This window comes from Bacillus altitudinis 41KF2b (assembly GCF_000691145.1).
Taxonomy (GTDB): domain Bacteria; phylum Bacillota; class Bacilli; order Bacillales; family Bacillaceae; genus Bacillus; species Bacillus altitudinis.
The window spans coordinates 25,324-45,857 of sequence record NZ_ASJC01000013.1 but is presented as its reverse complement, the minus strand read 5'-3'; the positions used below and the strand labels follow the sequence as shown (position 1 = coordinate 45,857).

18 protein-coding genes are annotated in these 20,534 nt (G+C 42.8%); 10 read left to right on the top strand and 8 right to left on the bottom strand.

Going from position 1 to position 20,534, the window contains the following annotated elements:
* The first annotated feature begins 2 nt into the window (after positions 1 to 2).
* A complete protein-coding gene (locus BA79_RS16545) occupies positions 3 to 413 on the top strand; it encodes a hypothetical protein (RefSeq protein WP_035704005.1) in 411 nt (136 codons plus the stop codon).
* Between the two features lie 82 nt (positions 414 to 495).
* Positions 496 to 2,172 (top strand): hypothetical protein, encoded by a 1,677-nt coding sequence (locus BA79_RS16540; RefSeq protein WP_035703999.1) that lies wholly within the window; start codon positions 496 to 498, stop codon positions 2,170 to 2,172.
* A gap of 15 nt (positions 2,173 to 2,187) precedes the next feature.
* On the opposite strand, the gene BA79_RS16535 is transcribed toward BA79_RS16540, so the two are convergent.
* The gene (locus BA79_RS16535) at positions 2,188 to 3,087 is read right to left on the bottom strand and encodes a LysR family transcriptional regulator (RefSeq protein WP_017359912.1); all 900 of its coding nucleotides are present in this window, start codon (positions 3,085 to 3,087) and stop codon (positions 2,188 to 2,190) included.
* 171 nt (positions 3,088 to 3,258) lie between these two features.
* On the opposite strand from BA79_RS16535, the gene BA79_RS16530 reads away from it, so the two are divergent.
* From BA79_RS16530 to BA79_RS16500, 7 genes are all read left to right on the top strand, one after another.
* Complete coding sequence (locus BA79_RS16530) at positions 3,259 to 4,254, top strand: LacI family DNA-binding transcriptional regulator (RefSeq protein ID WP_035703996.1); 996 nt, start codon at positions 3,259 to 3,261, stop codon at positions 4,252 to 4,254.
* Between the two features lie 172 nt (positions 4,255 to 4,426).
* Entirely contained in the window at positions 4,427 to 5,692 is a 1,266-nt protein-coding gene (gene ganS / locus BA79_RS16525; RefSeq protein ID WP_035703994.1) for a galactooligosaccharide ABC transporter substrate-binding protein GanS, read from the top strand.
* 145 nt (positions 5,693 to 5,837) lie between these two features.
* The gene (locus BA79_RS16520; protein ID WP_025208262.1) at positions 5,838 to 7,076 is read left to right on the top strand and encodes a carbohydrate ABC transporter permease; all 1,239 of its coding nucleotides are present in this window, start codon (positions 5,838 to 5,840) and stop codon (positions 7,074 to 7,076) included.
* 1 nt (position 7,077) lies between these two features.
* Entirely contained in the window at positions 7,078 to 7,920 is an 843-nt protein-coding gene (ganQ, locus tag BA79_RS16515; protein ID WP_007497274.1) for a galactooligosaccharide ABC transporter permease GanQ, read from the top strand.
* Positions 7,921 to 7,931: 11 nt separating this feature from the next.
* A complete protein-coding gene (locus BA79_RS16510) occupies positions 7,932 to 9,140 on the top strand; it encodes a glycoside hydrolase family 53 protein (RefSeq protein ID WP_035703992.1) in 1,209 nt (402 codons plus the stop codon).
* Positions 9,141 to 9,163: 23 nt separating this feature from the next.
* Positions 9,164 to 11,230 (top strand): beta-galactosidase, encoded by a 2,067-nt coding sequence (locus tag BA79_RS16505; protein ID WP_035703990.1) that lies wholly within the window; start codon positions 9,164 to 9,166, stop codon positions 11,228 to 11,230.
* Between the two features lie 294 nt (positions 11,231 to 11,524).
* A complete protein-coding gene (locus BA79_RS16500) occupies positions 11,525 to 12,853 on the top strand; it encodes a CitMHS family transporter (protein ID WP_035703989.1) in 1,329 nt (442 codons plus the stop codon).
* Positions 12,854 to 12,897: 44 nt separating this feature from the next.
* Here the strand turns inward: BA79_RS16500 and BA79_RS16495 are convergent, their stop codons facing one another.
* From BA79_RS16495 to BA79_RS16465, 7 genes are all read right to left on the bottom strand, one after another.
* Positions 12,898 to 13,326 (bottom strand): DUF4064 domain-containing protein, encoded by a 429-nt coding sequence (locus BA79_RS16495; protein WP_024720447.1) that lies wholly within the window; start codon positions 13,324 to 13,326, stop codon positions 12,898 to 12,900.
* Positions 13,327 to 13,352: 26 nt separating this feature from the next.
* Positions 13,353 to 14,303, bottom strand: a complete 951-nt coding sequence (locus tag BA79_RS16490; protein ID WP_035703987.1) for an ABC transporter permease — start codon at positions 14,301 to 14,303, stop codon at positions 13,353 to 13,355.
* Positions 14,300 to 15,229 (bottom strand): ABC transporter ATP-binding protein, encoded by a 930-nt coding sequence (locus tag BA79_RS16485; RefSeq protein WP_035390031.1) that lies wholly within the window; start codon positions 15,227 to 15,229, stop codon positions 14,300 to 14,302. The genes BA79_RS16490 and BA79_RS16485 overlap by 4 nt, the downstream gene beginning before the upstream one ends.
* Before the next feature lie 328 nt (positions 15,230 to 15,557).
* Positions 15,558 to 15,896 carry a zinc ribbon domain-containing protein YjdM gene (locus BA79_RS16480; RefSeq protein ID WP_017359922.1) on the bottom strand — a complete coding sequence of 113 codons (339 nt, stop codon included), beginning with the start codon at positions 15,894 to 15,896 and terminating at the stop codon, positions 15,558 to 15,560.
* 91 nt (positions 15,897 to 15,987) lie between these two features.
* The gene (locus BA79_RS16475) at positions 15,988 to 17,127 is read right to left on the bottom strand and encodes a glycerate kinase (RefSeq protein WP_035703983.1); all 1,140 of its coding nucleotides are present in this window, start codon (positions 17,125 to 17,127) and stop codon (positions 15,988 to 15,990) included.
* A 29-nt stretch (positions 17,128 to 17,156) separates the two neighbouring features.
* The gene (locus BA79_RS16470; protein WP_035703981.1) at positions 17,157 to 18,428 is read right to left on the bottom strand and encodes a GntP family permease; all 1,272 of its coding nucleotides are present in this window, start codon (positions 18,426 to 18,428) and stop codon (positions 17,157 to 17,159) included.
* 117 nt (positions 18,429 to 18,545) lie between these two features.
* Positions 18,546 to 19,658 carry a CdaR family transcriptional regulator gene (locus tag BA79_RS16465; RefSeq protein ID WP_035703978.1) on the bottom strand — a complete coding sequence of 371 codons (1,113 nt, stop codon included), beginning with the start codon at positions 19,656 to 19,658 and terminating at the stop codon, positions 18,546 to 18,548.
* Positions 19,659 to 19,818: 160 nt separating this feature from the next.
* Between BA79_RS16465 and BA79_RS16460 the strand changes: the two genes are divergently transcribed.
* Complete coding sequence (locus BA79_RS16460) at positions 19,819 to 20,469, top strand: TetR/AcrR family transcriptional regulator (RefSeq protein WP_035703974.1); 651 nt, start codon at positions 19,819 to 19,821, stop codon at positions 20,467 to 20,469.
* Positions 20,470 to 20,534: the final 65 nt, after the last annotated feature.

The window sequence follows — 20,534 nt, the reverse complement described above, 5'->3', positions numbered from 1 at the left end:
AAATGGAATTTTCAAAGAAACAACCAACAGACGCAGATCGTTTTTTGCAGAGAGTCACAGATACGCATACATCTAGCTCCATCTTCTCTCAAGCAAACTTTAACACGGAAGACATGACACCAGCAGAGCTGGCTGCTTTGAAGGCAAAGATCAAAGAAGAACAGAAAACAGCGCTGATCAGAGCCATCCGGCATCAACTTCAAAATGAATTTGCAGAGGATCGCCAAGAAGCCAAAAAAATAGTAGATCTGATTGATGACCTTCTGATTAACGTGTACAAACATCAAAGGAACATCCAAACCCATATGTCAGGTGAAGCCATTGACGCCTTAATCGAAAAAATCGAACAAAGACTCACATTTTTTGAACTGAAAGAAGATGTTCAATCCGCCATCGACTCGATCGGCATTTAAATGAACCTGTCATCCGGTGAATCTTTTCCCCGTCTCACTCGTATATACTAAAAGAGTGATTGATTTGAAAGGAGATCTGTTTGTGGGATATATGTTGTTATTTTCGGTTGTGATCGGTCTTGTCCTGACCCTTTTGCTCACACCACTCAGGTTAATCGTTAGAAAGAAAGGAACTGAACAACAGGTGCCGCTTATGTGGATTGCGGGACTGGCACTGCTGTTTATCATCGGGATTTTCGGCTTCTACTACATCACCAATTTAGACCGCAACCCATCATCACTGTGGCTCATTGGACTTGTTGTGACAGCAGCAGGTGCCTTTTTATCAGTGGGATTGGAGCGGAAGATCAAGGGCGTATTATTTCTCATTTTATTGCTGCTCGGTGTTTATATGGCAACCGCTTTTCTATTTAATGCAAATGAGAAATTCGACGTGTCTAAGATGGAGCAAAAAGTCGAAATCAAAGCGTTCGATGAGACAGAAACACCTGCGAGTGTACCACCGCAATTTGCTCGCAATAAGATGAAGAAATCGTTCGGACAGGTGCCAAACACGAGTTACTACGAGCTTGGCAGCTTGCAAATTCAGAAGGTCAATGGTGAGTATGTGTATATCGCCCCCGTCGAGTTCTCCGATTTCTTTAAATGGATTCGTTCTGGTAGCACACCGGGTTACTTTACATTAAGTGCGACCGACTCATCTGCCAATCCAAAGTTTGTGAAAACCGAGATGGTCTATACGCCTTCTTCCTATTTCAATAAGGAAATTGAGCGGCATATCCGTCTTCAGTACCCAGATTTGATTTTCTATGGAGACACGCAGCTCGAGATCAATGATGATGGCAAGCCTTATTACATCCAAACATTTGGAGATTTCATCTCTGCACGAAACGGGTTTAAAGCTTCCGGTGTAGTTGTTGTGGATGCCAAAACGGGTGAAACGAAGAAATATTCCTTAGACAAAGTACCAGCCTTTATTGATGGCGCTGTGTCACCAGAGGCCGTCAGTCTGCAAAATAGTTACTTCGGCAACTATGTTCATGGTTTCTGGAACAGTATGTTTGGAAAATCAGATGTGAAGCTGCCTTCTGATGAGGGGACTGAAGCCAATGTAAGTCCGGTGTTTGATTCAAAAGGGGATATGTATTACTTCACAGATTTCACCAGTCCAAAAGAGGGCGTTGATTCCATGCTCGGGTATGCACTAACAAATGCCCGAACAGGAAAAGCCACGTATTATACGGGTAATCTTGAAGAATCCTACATGGATTCACAGGGAGCTTTGCAAATTATTGAGAAACGATTTATCGAGAAGAAATGGAAGGGCCGCATGCCGATTCTTTATAATTTCTATGGGGAAGCTAGCTGGCTTACACCTGTTCTCGATTCAAACGGGTTCCTGCAAAACTACTTTATTGTTTCGGCAGCCAATCCTGAAATCGCCGCATATGCTTCTACACCAAACGAAGCACTAAGAGCCTATAAAACAGCTCTTCAAAAAGGCGGCGGTACCGTCAATAGTTCATCGAAGCAAGAAAAGAAAGAGTCAACAGGTAAAGTGAAGAGGGTGTATAAGGAAAAGACCGGTGATTATACAACCGTCACCTTCTTACTAGACGATGGGAAAAACTACACGATGTCTTCTGAAAAAGAGCCTCTTATTATTTATTTAAAAGAAGGGGATCAAGTCATCATGAAGTACACAGATACAGGTGAGATTTTCCTACCAGTCGATGAAATCAACATCAAAGGATTATAAAAAAAGACGTTTCTCCTACTGCGGAGAAGCGTCTTTTCTCTCTTTTCTCAACAACTCAACAAGCAATTCCTTATTCTTATTCCCACCTGTCATCGGGGATTCAACATAGGAAAATGTCCGTTTAAAGTCCATTCCCCTCACAGAAATGACAGCCAATTCCCCGCCAATGCTGCCCCGCTGGAGCACATATTTAGATAAAACAGACAGCCCCATTCCATGAATGACAGCTTCTTTAATCGCTTGATTGCTGCTAAATGTCACAAAGGTTCGCGCTTTCAGTCCATTTGATTTCAGGACGTGCTGTAAGTATTCTCCTGTCCCAGATCCTTCTTCTCTTGTGATCCATGTTTCATTTTGCAATTGATCAATGGTGACATCCTTTTTCTTTGCAAACGGATGGTCTAATGGTGCAACGATATACAATTCATCCTCTAGAAACGTTTCTACAGAGAGTTCTTTGTCATTGGTTTGTCCTTCGATCAGTCCGATGTCGACATGGAATAAGCGAACATGTCTGGCAATCGCCTCTGTATTATCAATAACTACCTCAATATCAACATGCGGATAAAGCTGATGAAATTGTGCCAAGATTTGCGGCAGCACATACTCCCCAATGGTAAAACTCGCTCCAATCGTGAGCTTCCCTCGTGCCAGATGATGATGCTCATAAATATCCTGCTTCGCCTGTTCATATAAACGAATGATTTGTTTTGATCGATGGTACAGCATATCCCCAGTTGGCGTCACCGTTAATTGCTTTGGCGAACGATTAAGCAGAACCGTCTGAAATTCCTGCTCCAAGTTCTTAATGTGAAGACTGACACTCGGTTGAGAAATCCGCAGCTTCTGAGCTGCTTTTGTAAAGTTTTTCTCTTCTACCACTGTCACAAATGTCTTCAGTGCATCATAATACATCTGTCCCTCTCCTATCAGAAATCTTAATCCTACATCTTCAATACATATATCTTACTAATTCCTTTCCAACTCGTAAAGAACAGCCTAAACCAATCAATTTAATAAAAATATTTACTAATTTTTTTAAAGACTCTATACTGAAAGGAGATATTTTCTATAGGAGGTGCTGACTTGGCAGCTAAAATAAAGGACATTGCGGAAAAAGCCGGATTATCCATCGCCACCGTGTCTCGCGTATTGAACCAAGATCCCAACCTATCTGTTACAAATCAAACACGTGAGAGAGTATACGCGGCAGCAGAAGCTTTGTCCTATCAAAAAAAGACATTCAAACATTCACTAAAAAAAATTGCCTTTCTCTATTGGATGACTGAAAAAGAAGAGCTTGAAGATATTTATTTTAAATCCATTCGTCTAGGCATCGAGGAACTCACCAATACCCGAAGCTTAAATGTTACCGCTTACAACCCATCTGATGGTCTTCATTCTATTGATCCTTCTACAGAAGGCATCATCGCCATCGGTCGATTTAAAAAAACTGAGCTGGATCAATTATATGCGATCACAAAACATATCGTCTTTATTGATACATCACCAGATGAAGACCGCTTTGATTCTGTGAAACCAAACCTGAAACGAATTGTAGAAAAGATTATTGATTCTTTTATCGAGAAACAGCACACATCCATCGGATTTATTGGCGGGACAGATCTTGATCTCAATACAAATAGGCGGATTCCAGATATTCGTGAAACGACCTTCCGCCAGTACACGACAGCACACAACAAACTGGATGAACAATTGGTCTATATCGGTCACCATTTCTCTGTAGATGAAGGCTATTCATTGATGATGAAGGCGATCGACGAGCTCGGTGATCACCTGCCAACCGCTTTTTGTGTCGCAAGTGATCCTCTTGCGATAGGCTGTTTACAAGCATTAAATGAACGCGGTTTTTCTTTACCAAATCGAGTGAGTGTCTTTAGTATCAACGATATTCACGTCTCTCAATATGTGTCACCACCGCTCACAACTTATCACATCCATACCTCTTTACTTTGCGAGACAGCTGTCGATTTACTTTTAGAAAGACTTGTTGATGGCAGAACATTACCAAAAACCGTGCTGATTGCCTCAGATCCTGTCTTTCGGAAAAGCACGATATAAACAGCTGGAAGGCCTGCCGTATGTGGTGGGCTTCTTTTCTCTTTATTTCAGTAAAAAATTTTACTTAATAAATTTAATAAAATGTGTTTACTTTTTTTACTCAAGTTGATATTCTCACATTAAGAAAGCGTTTTCTTATCATCTGTGAAAAAAGAACGAGAGGGGATTACGAATGAAAAAGGGAAAATGGGCGACATTATCGGCAGTCGTTGGTACTGCTGTGCTGCTACTGTCAGCATGCGGACCAGGAGATGACAATTCAAGCGGTACACAGCCGGCATCTACAGGTACAAAGACCTTGCTAGTGTGGGAGGATGTCAAAAAGTCTGATGGGATTCAAGACGCTGTCAAAGAATTTGAAAAACAAAACGACGTGAAAGTCAAAGTAGTCGAAAAAGCATATGCCGACCAAATTGAAGCGCTTCGTCTTGATGGCGCAGCCGGCACTGGTCCAGATGTCATCACCATGCCTCACGACCAAATTGGATCAGCTGTCACAGAGGGATTGTTACAAGAAATCAAACCAGATGAAAAAGTGATCAATTCCTTCACAGACGAATCGATTCAATCACAAACGGTAGATGGCAAGCTGTATGGCCTGCCAAAATCCGTTGAAACCACTGTGCTTTTCTATAACAAAGACCTTGTGAAAAAGGCACCAACGACACTCGATGGCTGGTATGACCTTTCGAAAAAGCTGACAAAGGACGGGAAATACGGTTTTGTTGCGAAGTGGGATGAAATTTATTACGCACAAAGTGTATTAGGCGGTTCAGGTGGCTATATTTTCAAACAGAAAAACGATGGGTCTTATGACGTCAATGATATTGGTCTTAATAACGATGGTGCCATCGAAGGCGGAAAATACATTCAGACATTCTTTAGCGAAGGACTTTTCCCGAAAGGCATCATTGGTGAGCAAGGAATCAATGTCCTCAATTCCTTATTCACTGAGAAAAAGGCAGCGGCTGTGATTTCTGGTCCATGGTCATTTGGTCCTTATAAAGAAGCGGGTATCGACTATGGCGTGACGGAACTGCCAACACTCCCTAACGGAAAACATATGAGCTCGTTCTTAGGTGTAAAGAGCTACAACGTCTCCTCTTATTCTAAAAATAAAGAACTTGCCGAGAAATTTGTTGAGTTTATCACGAACGAAAAAAATTCGAAAAAGCGCTTTGAAGTCACAGAGGAAATTCCACCAGTGAAAAAGCTGATGAAAGACCCAGTCATTACTGAAAACGCTAATGCGGATGCTGTTTCAAAGCAAACGAAATATGCCACGCTGACACCGAACAATCCAGAGATGGCAGAGGTGTGGAAGCCGATTGACAGTGCATTAGGACTGATTGCGACCGGCCGTACCGATGTGAAAAAGGCATTTGATGATGCGGTCAAACAAATCGACTCGCAAATTAAAGCGAATCACTCCAAATAAACATCAAGCGCAGGTAGCTGTTCATCTATCATGCTGCCTGCACTTGATCTAATTTCATATGAAGTAGGTGTTAGACGTGACGGGTAACCTTGAACTAGACCGCACACACATAGTGGAATCAAAGACACACCGGAGACGGGCGCTAATGTTCTCTCTTATACCCGGGATGGGGCAAATATACAACAAACAATATGGCAAAGGGGCACTCTTTTTCCTGTTTGGCGTTTCTTTTCTAGTAGTGTTTTATGATTTATTCAATATTGGCTTCTGGGGGCTGTTCACACTTGGTACGATGCTGCCTCGTGACAACTCTGTTTTCCTTTTAGCAAAAGGAATTATTGCACTTTTAACAGCTGGATTTGGCATCGGTTTTTATGTACTCATGATACGAGATGCATTTATGAACGGAAAGAAACGTGATCAAGGGATTCCGCTTCATTCCATCCGTGCTCAATACCATCAGCTCATCGACCAAGGCTTTCCTTACTTAATGAGCACTCCTGCTTTCTTTTTACTTCTATTCTCTGTTGTCTTTCCTATTATGTTCAGCTTTGCGCTGGCCTTTACAAACTATGATTTATACCACTCGCCTCCTGCCAATCTCATTGATTGGGTAGGCATCAAAAACTTTCAAAATATCTTTTCAATCGATATTTGGAGAGACACATTCATTGATGTACTAGGCTGGACGGTCGTATGGACGTTGGCTGCATCGACCCTTCAATGTGCTGTCGGCATTTTCCTAGCGGTTCTGCTCAATCAAAAAGATTTAAAAGGAAAACGGTTTTTCAGAACGATTTTGATTCTGCCGTGGGCTGTTCCAGGATTTGTGACCATTTTGGTGTTTGCTGGATTGTTTAACGACACGTTTGGTGCGATCAACAATACCCTTTTTGCATCGATTGGAATTGATCCAAAACCATGGCTGACAGATCCATTTTGGAGCAAAATCGCTCTTATTGCGATGCAGACTTGGCTTGGTTTTCCTTTTGTGTTCATTATGACAACTGGCGTTTTGCAGGCCATTCCTGAAGATTTATACGAGGCTGCAACCATTGATGGGGCAAATTTCTTTCAGAAATTCCGTTCCATTACATTACCGCTTGTCCTCTATTCAATTGCACCTATATTAATCACGCAGTATACGTTTAACTTTAACAACTTTAATATCATCTACTTATTTAATGGCGGAGGACCGCCTGTGGCTGGCTCAACTGCTGGGGGCACAGACATCTTGGTGTCTTGGATTTACAAACTGACGATGCAATCTTCTCAATATGCACTCGCTGCCGCTGTTACGATCTTACTGTCAATCTTCGTCATTGCCATTGCACTTTGGCAGTTTAAGAGAACGAATTCATTTAAAGAGGAGGACATGATGTGATATGGGATCAAAACAAAATAAGCTCATTCGTCTGAGTATCACTTATTTCATCCTTTTCATCGCCTCCGTATGTATTCTATATCCACTCCTTTGGACGATCGGCGCTTCCTTTAATCCTGGGAATAGCCTGATGAGCACAAGCATGTTTCCGAAGAATCCAACGTTCAGCCACTTTACAGAACTCTTCTTCGGTCAGGGAGCACTTTATGCAAAATGGTATTGGAACTCAATGAAAATCAGTATTGCGACTATGCTCTTAACGTTGATCCTTGTTAGCTTTACAGGTTATGCCTTTTCTAGGTTCCGATTCAAAGGACGCAAGAATGGACTGATGCTCTTTTTGCTGCTGCAAATGATTCCTCAATTTTCAGCGCTAATCGCCATTTTTGTATTGGCTCAAATGCTTGGACTCATTAACAGCCACCTCGCATTGATTTTGATTTATGCAGGCGGACAAATCCCGATGAATACGTATTTAATGAAAGGTTATCTTGATGCGATTCCAAAGGATCTCGATGAATCAGCCAGAATGGATGGCGCAGGGCATTTCCGGATTTTCATCCAAATTATTATGCCGCTTGCCAAGCCGATTTTAGCCGTTGTTGCCATCAACTCATTTACAGGACCGCTGGGTGATTTCATCATCTCCAGTGTCATTGTCCGCTCACCCGAAATGTATACGCTCCCAATCGGTCTATACAATCTTGTATCAGACAAAATGGGTGCCAGCTACACGACCTTTGCAGCCGGGGCTTTACTCATTGCGATTCCAGTTGCTTTATTGTTTCTTGTTTTACAAAAACAATTTGTATCCGGCCTCACACAAGGCGGGACAAAAGGATAAGGGGAGATTTGATGAAGAAATGGTTGCTTGTCACTGTTGTCGTTTTCTTTCTGATGGGGTTAGGTATTCTGCCTGAAGCAAAGGCTGATACGATTTCGGTGAAACCGATCAATGGATTGCAAGGTGATTTCATCAAAGGAGCCGATATCTCCATGCTCGCAGAAGTGGAGCGAAGCGGCGGCAAATACTACAATCAAAACTGGCAGCAGGTTGATCCGCTCAAGCTATTAAAAGAGAAAGGTGTCAACTATGTGCGCATCAGACTCTGGAACCATCCATACGACAACCAAGGCCGTGCCTATAACGGCGGGACAAACGATTTAAACACCGCCATTGCTCTATCGAAACGTGCAAAAGCACAAAACATGAAAGTGCTGCTTGATTTTCACTACAGTGATTTCTGGACCGATCCCGGTAAACAGTTCAAACCGAAAGCTTGGACCAATCTCTCGCAAAGCGATTTAGAGAAAGCGGTTGGCACTTACACAAGCGATGTGCTCAAAGCGATGAGAGCACAAAATGCCCTACCAAATATGGTGCAGGTCGGGAATGAATTGAATTCAGGTATGCTTTGGCCGAACGGAAAAAGCTGGGGTGAAGGCGGCGGTGAATTTGACCGACTCGCTGCTTTGCTAAAAGCGGGAACAAATGCTGTCCGCTCTGTCGATTCAAACATCAAAGTCATGCTTCACCTTGCACATGGAGGAGACAATGGCGCATCTCGCTGGTGGTTTGATGAAATCACCAAACGAGGCGTTTCGTTCGATACGATCGGTTTATCTTACTACCCGTATTGGGACGGGGGATTTAGCGGTCTTACTAACAACATGAATGATATTAGCGCCCGCTATAACAAAGATGTCATCGTGGTCGAAACCGCCTACGGCTTTACAACAGCAAATGGTGACAACCTCGATAACTCATTTAACCAAGATTCAGTCAATACGGCCGGTTATCCAGCATCACCACAAGGGCAGGCATCTTTTATACGAGATCTATCAGAAAAAATTTCACAAGTAAAAAACAATCGCGGGAAAGGGTTCTTTTATTGGGAGCCACTTTGGATTCCAGCAAAAGGTGCGCCATGGTCTAGTCAATACGGGCTCGCTTATATTCAAACAACCGGCACAGTCGGGAATGCTTGGGAAAATCAGGCCATGTTTGATTTCAACGGAAAAGCCCTGCCTTCTCTTGATGTATTTAAACAAATGACACCGTAATTAAACAGATAGGACGTGACAAAATGGGAAAGCGTTACCCACTCGTTCACCCAAATGTGAAAGGCTTTTTGCATGGTGGCGACTATAACCCTGATCAATGGCTTCATATGCCGGAGATCATTGACGAAGATTTTCGTTTAATGAAGCTTGCACACTGTCAAACATTCTCTATCAACATTTTCGCTTGGAGCAAGCTCGAGCCAAAAGAAGGGGAATATGATTTTGCCTGGCTGGATGATATCATGGACCGCTTGGCAGCGCAGGGAGCTCACGCCATTCTCGCCACGCCAAGCGGAGCAAGACCTGCTTGGCTCTCGCAAACATATCCAGAAGTCTTACGCGTTGAAGCAAACCGCCAGCGCAACTTACACGGACTTCGCCATAATCATTGCTTCACCTCGCCGGTTTATCGAGAAAAAACGAATACACTCAATCGTTTGCTCGCTGAACGCTACAAGGACCATCCAGCGCTGATCATGTGGCACATTTCAAATGAATACGGCGGTGAATGTCATTGTGATCTTTGCCAAGAAGCATTTAGAGACTATTTGAAAGACAAATACAACCATGACCTTGAAGCTTTGAATCAAGCATGGTGGACGGGATTTTGGAGCCACACCTTTACCGATTGGTCGCAAATCGAGTCACCAGCCCCTCATGGCGAGCACATGATTCATGGCATGAACCTAGATTGGAAGCGTTTTGTCACAGCGCAAACGATCAATTTTTATCAAAATGAAATTGAACCGCTGAGAGAATTAACACCTCATGTGCCAGTAACCACCAATTTTATGGGCGACTATCCGCATATGCGTCCATTCCTTGGACTGGATTATCATCAATTTGCAAAAGAAGTCGACGTGATCTCATGGGATAGCTATCCGGCATGGCATAGCGGCAGAGAAACCACTGCAGAATTAGCGTCAAACGTCGCCTTCGTTCATGATTTGTATCGTTCATTAAAGGGCGGTCAGCCGTTTCTTGTGATGGAAAGCACACCAAGCCTCGTGAACTGGCATGAAGTGAATAAGGTGAAGCACAAAGGAATGGCACACCTCTCTGCCATGCAGGCAATTGCCCACGGGTCCGACTCCGTCCTTTATTTCCAGTGGAGACAAGGCCGGGGCGCCTCTGAAAAATTCCACGGCGCTGTTGTGGATCATTCAGGACATGAACACACGCGTGTGTTTCAAGAAGTCGCTGATTTAGGAAAACAGCTGGAGCAGCTTCAACCGATTGCGGGTACATCCGTTCAACCAGAGGTCGCCATCATATATGATTGGGAAAACCATTGGGCAATTGATGATGCGCAAGGCTTAAATAATACCAACAAACGCTATGTAGAGGCTTGCCAAACTCACTATCGCAGTTTCTGGAAAAAGGGCATCCCTGTTGATATTGTCGGGATGGAAAAGGATTTCTCATCCTATCGAGTGCTTGTGGGACCAATGCTTTACATGATCAAACCAGGTGTGGCAGAAAAGATCGAAGCATTTGTCAAAGAGGGCGGCATTTTTGTGGCAACGTACTGGAGCGGCATGGTCGATGAAAACGACCTCTGTTTCCTTGGTGGTTTCCCCGGTCCTCTCCGTCATGTACTTGGTATTTGGGCAGAGGAAATCAACACATTGATGCCAGATGAACACGTCTTAATGACCACAGGAAATGGGCGCACTTATCATGTCGGGCAATATTGCGAGTCCATTCATCCTGAAACAGCCTCTGTGTTAGGGCATTTTGAGAATGGCTGCTATGAAGGACAGCCCGCCCTTACTGTCCGTCCATTTGGCAAAGGGAAAGCATACTATATGGCTTCTGAAAATGAGCAGGCGTTTTATGATGATTTTTACGAAGATCTCATCACAGGAATAGGGATAAAACCGATCCTATCCTCTTCAATTCCAGAGGGAGTCAGTGTCCAGAAACGAACAGATGGATCGCAGGACTTTGTGTTTATGATGAATTTTACAGAACAGCAACAGAACATTTCACTAGATTCAGCGGAAAGCTATGAAAATATGCTGACTGGACAGCATACATCTCAACGGTTACAACTGAATCCTTACGAATATGTTATTTTGAAAAAATAGTGTGAAAGAAGCGTCCATCCAAAGGGCGCTTTTTACTTTTTGTTGAATCTAAATACCTGTATATTTTCTCCCGATAGTAGATTATAAATAGAAGTATTATTTTTTATCTAAATTTTTTGACATATTAAACACCACACCCTGATTGGCCCCGCCATCCTTTTTTACCATTGTATAGGTATGAAAGCGGTTGCCTAATACTCATATTTTTGATACTCTTTTTTTCAATGCAAATGTGGGATTGCATTGGTAAAAAAACAAACAAATGTAAACGGTTTATTGTAGGGGGAGGGGCTTATGTTAACGTTTGTTGGATTGTTGATTATTTTAACGATTGTTGTTTTGCTGATTTGGGGGAAAGCAAGTCCAATTGTCGCCATGGTCATGGTGCCTTTAATAGGGGCGCTCATCGCAGGATTTGGTATCAATGACATTCAAACTTTCTTTGAACAAGGGATTATCAAAGTATTGCCAGTGGCGACCATGTTTATCTTCGCCATTTTATTTTTTGGCATTTTACAAGATACAGGGTTCTTTGAACCTGTAATTAAAGCGTTAATCAAGCTGACAAAAGGGAATGTTGTCACAGTTGCGATGGGAACTGCCTTGATTGGGGTCATCGCACACTTAGACGGAGCAGGCGCTACAACCTTTTTATTAACTGTACCTGCACTGCTTCCGCTTTATAAAAAATTACATATGAGTCCTTACTTACTGCTATTGTTAATCGGGACGAGTGCTGGATTAACCAATATGGTGCCTTGGGCTGGCCCCACAGGACGGGCAGCGAGTGTCCTTAATATGGACCCATCTGAACTGTGGGTACCGCTCATTCCCATTCAGTTGATCGGGGTCGTGCTCATATTAGGAATGGCATTCATTTTAGGAAAAAGAGAAGAAAAACGAATTCGGGTGAAAGTTGCAGCAAATGAAGTAGCTGCGGTTCAATTAGAAGGCGCTGATTGGGATCGTGCCATTCAATCAATCAGCGAAACAGGCGATGCGTCTTTAAAGCGTTATCACTTAATCTGGGTCAACTTTATTCTATTTTTAGCTGTTGTTGTCCTTCTCGTGCTGAACGTGATTCCTGCTAGTTATATGTTTATGATTGGTCTTTCACTAGCACTTTTGGTGAACTATCCGAATGTGAATGTACAAATGGAGCGAATTAAGGCACATGCTCCAAGTGCACTAATGATGGCGGCTGTTATTTTCTCCGCAGGTTCTTTTTTAGGGATTCTTGAAGGAACGGGCATGCTAAAGGCGATTGCAGTGGACAGTATTCACATTTTGCCAGCTTTCTTACTGCCATTTTTACATATCATTGTGGGGATATTTGGGGTTCCGCTTGATATGCTGACAAGTACGGATGCCTATTATTATGCACTCTTGCCGATTGTCGAATCGATTACATCAGAGGTAGGTGTGTCAGGGACATCTGCAGCATACGCCATGATGATTGGAAATATCATCGGCACCTTTGTCAGCCCCCTTGCACCTGCTGTATGGCTTGCCATCGGTCTTGCAGGGGTCGATATGGGGAAACATATCCGCTACTCCTTCTTTTGGATGTGGGGGTTCAGTATCGTTTTACTCATCATCGCCAAACTGATTGGCATCATATAAAAAGAAAGACATGCGCAAACCAGCGCATGTCTTTTTCTTTTGAATTATGAAGGATATTCACTCGTGTGAATGTCTGTTTTCGGTTTTCTAATCAGTGACATCAATCCAACGATTAGCAACAAGATCATCGGAACGAAAGCAAGACCAACAGTTCCAATTAAAAGAGTCACAGCGGAAACCAAGAAAAGAATACCAGAAAGCACGGCACGGCGGTCTGTTTTCAAAACAATCACACCAACAAGGGCTAAAACAGCCGCAATTGCGGAAACAACCATAAACTGAACGCCAAAGGCATGAACCGATGCCTCAAGTGTTTCAACTGGCAAGGCACTGCCTTCCTCTTTTAACACTTCATTCAATTCTTCATAAACTGCTGGGTCCACAGAGAGCATCAATGCCCCAAAACCAACACCAATTACGTTGAGGACAATACTGATAATCCCCATAATTTTTTCACCTTTACGCTTAATCATTGATAGAAACCTCCTAAAAAGTTAAATTAACCTGTTTTTACTTCTCGCTTTTGGAAGACGATTAAAGCAACCGCCAAGAAGATGGCCCAATAAATGACTAGGACCGTTAGTGAGAAACCTAGGGACATGCCTTCGATAACAGTAACCTGTTCCATAAAGTATTGGGATGGATCATTTGCGAATAACAAATATTTTGTCCAATCAAAGAAGAGCATTAAAATACCTGTAATCGTTCCACCTACAATATAAGCTAACACACTAATGGCAATGGAGATAGCTTCACTTCTGAAAATTGTTGATATAGCGAACGAAAGTGTCCCTAACACAACAAACATTGCGCAATTAGCTAAATAATAAAAAACCATATTGGCAAACTGCGAACGTTCAATCACTTCACCATTTTGATAGATCACACTCACATAATCAGTATTGAGTCCGAAGAAAATGGCACCCAATATAAATGACAAGATAAACAGCACCACCACCAGTAGAAGAGCATACAGTTGCACCGTAATATATTTAGATATTAAGATTTTTAGTCTTGATGGTGGGCGAATCAATAATAATTTAATTGTACCATGCTTGTATTCAGCCGAGACAATGGTGGAAGCGATAATGATCACAAACACACCTACAAGCTGAAGTAAACTGGCGTTTGTTTTCACATAGTCCCATACACTGTCGCTAAACTGATCAGCTGGCGGCAAGTTATGCTTAATTCGATAATCATTAATAGCGATCTCTTTTTCAAGGTTTCTTTTAAAGTAACCATTTTCTATTTCTTTGAGTTCCTTCTTGTTCTCAGTATTCATCATCTCTAGCTGGGCTTTCCATGCTCCAGATGATTGATCTTCGTCGTTTGTTTTAAGTGCAAAAATCAACGTCGCAATCATACCTAAAACAAGAAGCCCAACCATAATCCAAGTACCCACACGATAACTGATTTTCATCCACTCGTTTTGAATGAGGCGAATCATACGTCTGCCTCCTTTTTACCTGTTAAGCTTAAGAACTTATCTTCTAAGGTTTGTTTTTCTATTTTGATTTCGTACAAATGAATAGAAGCCTCGCTCAAATGACGAATCAATTGTGGCATTTTCTCTTCTAGGATGGAGAAGAATAAGTACTGCTCCTCTTCTCTAACTGTGATGCCTTCCTCAAATGCTTTAATGAGCTTTTGAGTTTCTTCTAGCTCACTTGATGCTACTTTCATACGATAGTTGACCAAATCATCCTGCTTCGTCTCTGCACGCTGATCCTCAATCGCAATCAGCTTTCCTTTTTGGATAATGGCGAAACGATCACACATCAATTCCATTTCTGACATGAGGTGACTTGAAACAATGACAGCAAGCCCTTCTTCCTTTGCCAGCCTTCTCAAGTAATCTCGTATCATACGAATTCCCTCTGGATCTAGTCCATTGGTCGGCTCATCTAAGATTAGCAGTTTCGGTTTATGTATCAATGCCTGAGCAATCCCCAAACGCTGCTTCATTCCTAATGAAAACGTACGGACACGCTTATGTTTCACATGCTGCAAACTAACTAGTTCTAGCAGTTCATCAATTCGACCTTCATCCACTTTTCCATTCATTCTGGCAAAATGAACAAGGTTTTGTCTTGCCGTTAAATGATTATACATTTCTGGATTTTCAATAATTGCACCGACATCTTGGATGGCATGCTGATATGAGGTTTGAATACTATGACCATTAATCAGAATGTCACCGGATGTAATGGGAGAAAGACCGACCATCATGCGAATGGTTGTCGTTTTTCCTGCGCCATTCGGTCCTAAGAAGCCAAAGACTTCGCCCGCTTGGACAGAGAAACTCAAGTCTTGAACAATCTTTTTCCCGCGAATATGCCTAGATACATGTTGCAGTTCTAAAACGTTCGTCACGTTACCTCTCCTTCTTTGTCTAAGTATCATCTATCATCTATTTCCTGATAAACACCATGATCCGTCAAAAATAGAAGAACACTTCCATATGGTACAGCAATGCCCAAAAGTTGTGAAGGGGATTAGGCAAAATTTAGAGAATCATCTGCCTTTTTTAAGGTAGAGTTAAGAAAAGCGTGAATTTTTATAAGAAAAGAGGCTTGATTTTTTAAAAAAAGAATGATTTTCAATAGGTACATATGTATGAAATGATGTTTAAGATTATACCTTTCACCTATAAATATCGAAATAAAAAAGAGGCTGATGATCGACAGCCTCTTTTCATATATTATACTTTCTTCACAAACTCCGATTTTAACTTCATCGCGCCAAAGCTAGGAATTTTACAATCAATGTTATGATCGCCTTCGACTAAACGAATCCCTTTGACCTTCGTCCCTATTTTTAAAACCGAAGAAGAACCTTTGACTTTTAAATCTTTAATCACAGTGACCGTGTCACCATCACTTAATAGATTTCCATTCGCATCTTTGACAACAAGCTGCTCCTCTGCCGCTTGTTCTTGTTCTAGCGACCATTCATGCGCACATTCTGGACAAATAAGCATGCTGCCATCCTCGTATGTATAGGTTGAACTGCACGATGGACAATTCGGTAGATTAGACATTTGTGTTTCCTCCAACTTTTTTTCATTTAGAACCATTTTACCACATTTCTATAGAAAGGAATGTGATAGAAAAGGAAACATTTTTCATCATTTACTTATCTCTTCCAAATGTTATGACAGCCGCAATATTCCTTGCTGTTCTCTCTACATGCACACTAGCATCATGCATGGCTTCAGCCAGAGTCGTGATGCCTGGGACAATACTAAAAAGTGCATCAATGCCATGATCATGTACGACTGCACTGTCTTTTGAGAGGGACCCAGCGATGCCAATGACAGGGAGTCCATATTGTTTCGCAGCTTTGGCTACACCGATCGGCGTTTTGCCGTAAATGGTCTGCTGATCAATCCGCCCTTCCCCTGTAATGACTAGGTCAGCGTCCTTGAGTACGTCAGCAAAATGTACGGCTTTCAGTACAATATCAATTCCCTTTTGCAGATCAGCCTGTAAAAAGCCTAATAAACTCGCGCCGAGTCCTCCTGCCGCTCCTGCACCTGCCGCATCCCCAAAGGAGACATGAAGCTGCTGCTTAGCCACTTGTGCAAAATGAGATAAATTCTTGTCCAACAGTTGAACCATTTCTGTATCTGCTCCCTTTTGAGGACCGAACACAGCAGACGCTCCTCTTTCACCAGTTAAAGGATTATCCACATCACACGCCACTTCCAGACGGACTGATCGCAATCTTGGATCCAGTCGAGATAGATCAATAGAAGCTAATTGATTCAGTGATCCACCGCCCGGCGTGAGGTCTTGGCCTGCTTTATCGAGAAAAGAAGCACCTAAACCTTGCATCATGCCAACGCCACCATCATTTGTTGCGCTTCCGCCAAGCCCAATGATTAAATGCTTCGCTCCTTTATCCAGCGCTGCAAGCATTAATTCTCCTGTCCCTCTAGACGTCGTGAATAAGGGGTTCCGTTTTTCTGGCGGAACAAGATGTAATCCTGATGCTGCTGCCATCTCTATGACAGCTGTCTGCCCATCTCCCAACATACCAAAAAAGGCATCCACAGGTTTGTCAAGCGGACCTGTGACCACTTGCTGGACAATGGTTCCGCCTGTCGCATCCACTAACGATTGAACTGTGCCTTCTCCTCCATCTGCCATTGGGATTTTCATATATTCTGCATATGGCAAAATAGAGCGAAATCCTCGTTCGATGGCACATGCTGTCTCATAAGCAGATAAACTTTCTTTAAATGAATCTGGTGCGATCACAATTTTCATCCAAAAACCCCTCGTTTCTCATTAAGTCCTCAGCCGAACAGCTGGAAAATACCAAAGATAATGGTCGATACCACAGTTAATGTCAAACCAATTAACGATTCAAAGGGCATTAATTTCAACCGTTCTTTTATATCCATTTGAACACTTCCCGCCGTTGCATGGAAAAAGCTTCCGTGCGGCATATGATCGAGAACAGTTGCGCCAGCGTGAATCATAGCTGCGCCTGAAAGGGCAGATACACCAAGACCAATAAGAGTTCCGCTAAATACACCACTTGCAACTGCCGTCCCTGCAGTTGTCGAAGCTGTGGCTGCCGACATAAAAATTCCAGACGTTGGTGCAAGCAAGTAAGGAGGTAATCCCGAAGCGTCAAGCGCCTGAATAAATACCTCTTTCATGGAAGAATTCGATACAATTCCAGCTAATGTGCCTGTCCCTAGTAACATGATCGCTACACCTGACATTTTATGCAGCCCTGACATCGCATAATCATTGAGAAACTTCCCTTTTTTCATGAAAAGAGCGCCAACAATTCCTCCTATTGGTAAGGCAATCATTGGATCAATATTTATTTGAAACAACGGTCTTAAGGCTAACAAGAGAATGGTCACAAGCGGGCCTATAAGCGCTTGTAGAAAACCAGGTACTTGAACCTCGCCTTGGTCAGCTCCCTCTTCCAGAACAGGTGTCCCTTTATTCGCAAGCTTTTTGGCTAATACATATGTGACGGCTATCCCGAAAATAGCCGGTATGACACCTGCCGCCATCAGGGAAGTAAGCGGTACACCAAAGGCATCAGAGGCTGCAATGGCATTCGGATTCGGTGACATGATATTCCCCGCCTTCCCTCCTCCAATCATCGCAAGTAAAATCCCCGTTTTAGAAAGTTTTGCACGCTTGGCAATGGCAAGTGCGATTGGTGCTACTGTAATGACTGCTACATCTACAAAAACACCCACCGTTGTTAAAATCATTGTTGCAAGTGCGAGTGCTAAAAGTGCCCTCGCCTCTCCAAGTTTTTTCACGATGGCCTCCGCAATAGATAACGCTGCACCCGACTCAATTAAAACCCCTGCCAGTACACCTGCCGCCATGATTCGAAGAACAGCCGGAATCATGTCCTTTGCGCCTTCCATCATGACGTTCACGGTCTGCACAACATCTACACCGCCAACCAAACCGCCAATAAATGCGCCTGCCAGCATGCCATAAGCAGGTGATACTTTTTTTAGAATGAGAACAATAGCGATCACAAGCGCAGTCAATGCGCCCAATGTACTTACTGTCACATCTCCACCCATACTCCATCCCTCCTGATTGTCTTTTCTTAATTGTAAGCGTTTACCCATTGGGATCGAGTTGTGAATCTAGATGAACTTCTTTTATTTATTTCTTTATCCAGTTGTGCAAATGCACAATTAAGACAGTTGATGGTCCAATTGTGCTATGTACAGCTCCATCAACTGTTTCACATGACGAGGATCTTTTCCGGTCAATGCCTGGATTTTATCTAAACGATATCGCAGTGTATTGCGGTGAATAAATAGACGATCAACGATTCTTTGTAAGTCCCCGCCCTCTTCAATGTAAACCTTTAACGTTTGAACGAGTTCCGTTTCTTGTATCAGCGGATGATAAAAATCACTCCACCGTTTGCCCTCTTTGGCGGCTCTCGCTTTTATAAACAAGCTTTCAAGCTGATAAGATTCAAAGACATATATGCTTTCCTCTGGATGGAGCACCTTTCCTAACCGCAGGGCCTCTCTCGCATGCTGAAAGGACAACGGTAATTGACTCATATCCTCAGCGACAGTTCCTACACCCACGAGCACTTGTCCATCAACTGCACCTGCCATTGTTTGTTGTAGCTGTTTCATCACATGCTTGAATTGATGGTCACATATCGGCTGTCTTAACAGGATCAATTCATGACGGAAGGTCATGCCTAGTAAATCATCCGCATTCTTATCGTATTGAATGGCATGCATCATTTTGTGTACCGTATCCTCGGACGATGGAATCGGCTGAAAAACAATAGCCATTCGCCGCTTGTCTAAATCCATTCCAAGCCAGTCAGCACGGTGCTTCAGCTGATGATCACCCATGTCAGACTCGGAGATGAGCTGATTCACAATTTCACTCTCTATTCGCTGCCGCCACTGGAAGCGTTCAAGTAGAAAAGACTGCTCTAATACGAGCTCAGCTGCCATTTTCACCAGCTCGGCATGATGACGAATATCCCCTGGCTCACCCGTAATCCCAATGACACCAACAACTTGTTCGCGAAAGCAAATAGGCAGATTGATTCCAGGTCTCACGCCTTTTAAGCGGTGGGATGTCTCCTGATCAATCTCCACACTATCTCCGCTTGACAGCACTAGACGTGCTCCATCATGTTTTTGTCCAATCCTTTTTCGTTCACCAGACCCAATAATGACACCATCCGCATTCATGACATTGATGTTTTGATGTAAAATATGCATCGTACGTTCAACCATCTCTTGCGCCAATTCACTGGTTAAAAATTGCATTCAGCATCTCTCCTGAAGGGGTTTTCATTCAATGTATCATAGTGTCATTGCACAATAAATGCAAAGCTGAAAAAAACAGCCGTTGACAAAGATACGCCAAAAAGTGTTTAATCAAATCAAGGGACCGACCGACAGTCTAGTCAAAAGAAAGGATGGCTTTATGAGAACCGTTAAACATCCTGAGGAACGCAAAAATGACATCTTAAATGCAGCAGAGAAGCTTTTTTCAACCAAAGGCTATCAGCAAACCACAATTATTGACATCCTCAAAGCCGTTGGCATTGCAAAAGGCACATTCTATTATTACTTTACTTCCAAAGAAGAAGTGATGGATGCAATCATTGACCGGATCATAAAAGCAGATATCATCGAGGCAAAGCGTATTGCCGCTGATCCAGATATCTCAGTGGTTGATAAATTATTTCGCATCATCATGGCACAATCTCCTAAACAGGGCAGCCATAAAGAAGGCATGATCGAACAATTTCATCAGCCTGCTAATGCAGAGATGCATCAAAAAAGCTTGATCAAAGCCATTACAGAGCTATCACCCGTTTTAGCAGAAGTCATTCAGCAAGGGGTAGAAGAAGGGATATTTCAAACGGATTACCCGCAAGAAACTGTCGAATTTCTCCTCGCTTCTGCTCAGGTTATCTTTGATGAGGGACTTTTCCAATGGACCGCAGCGGAAAGCATACAACGAGCTCTAGCATTTATCGCAATCCTTGAAGCCTCATTACATGCAGAAAAGGGAAGTTTCTCCTTCCTTCTCCAACGTTTAACTGGAGAACCGGAAGACAATAATCAGTGATTGGTCACTTCAATACCAATCCTGCATACATTATAGACTGACGGTCGGTCTAAAAGGAGAGTGAT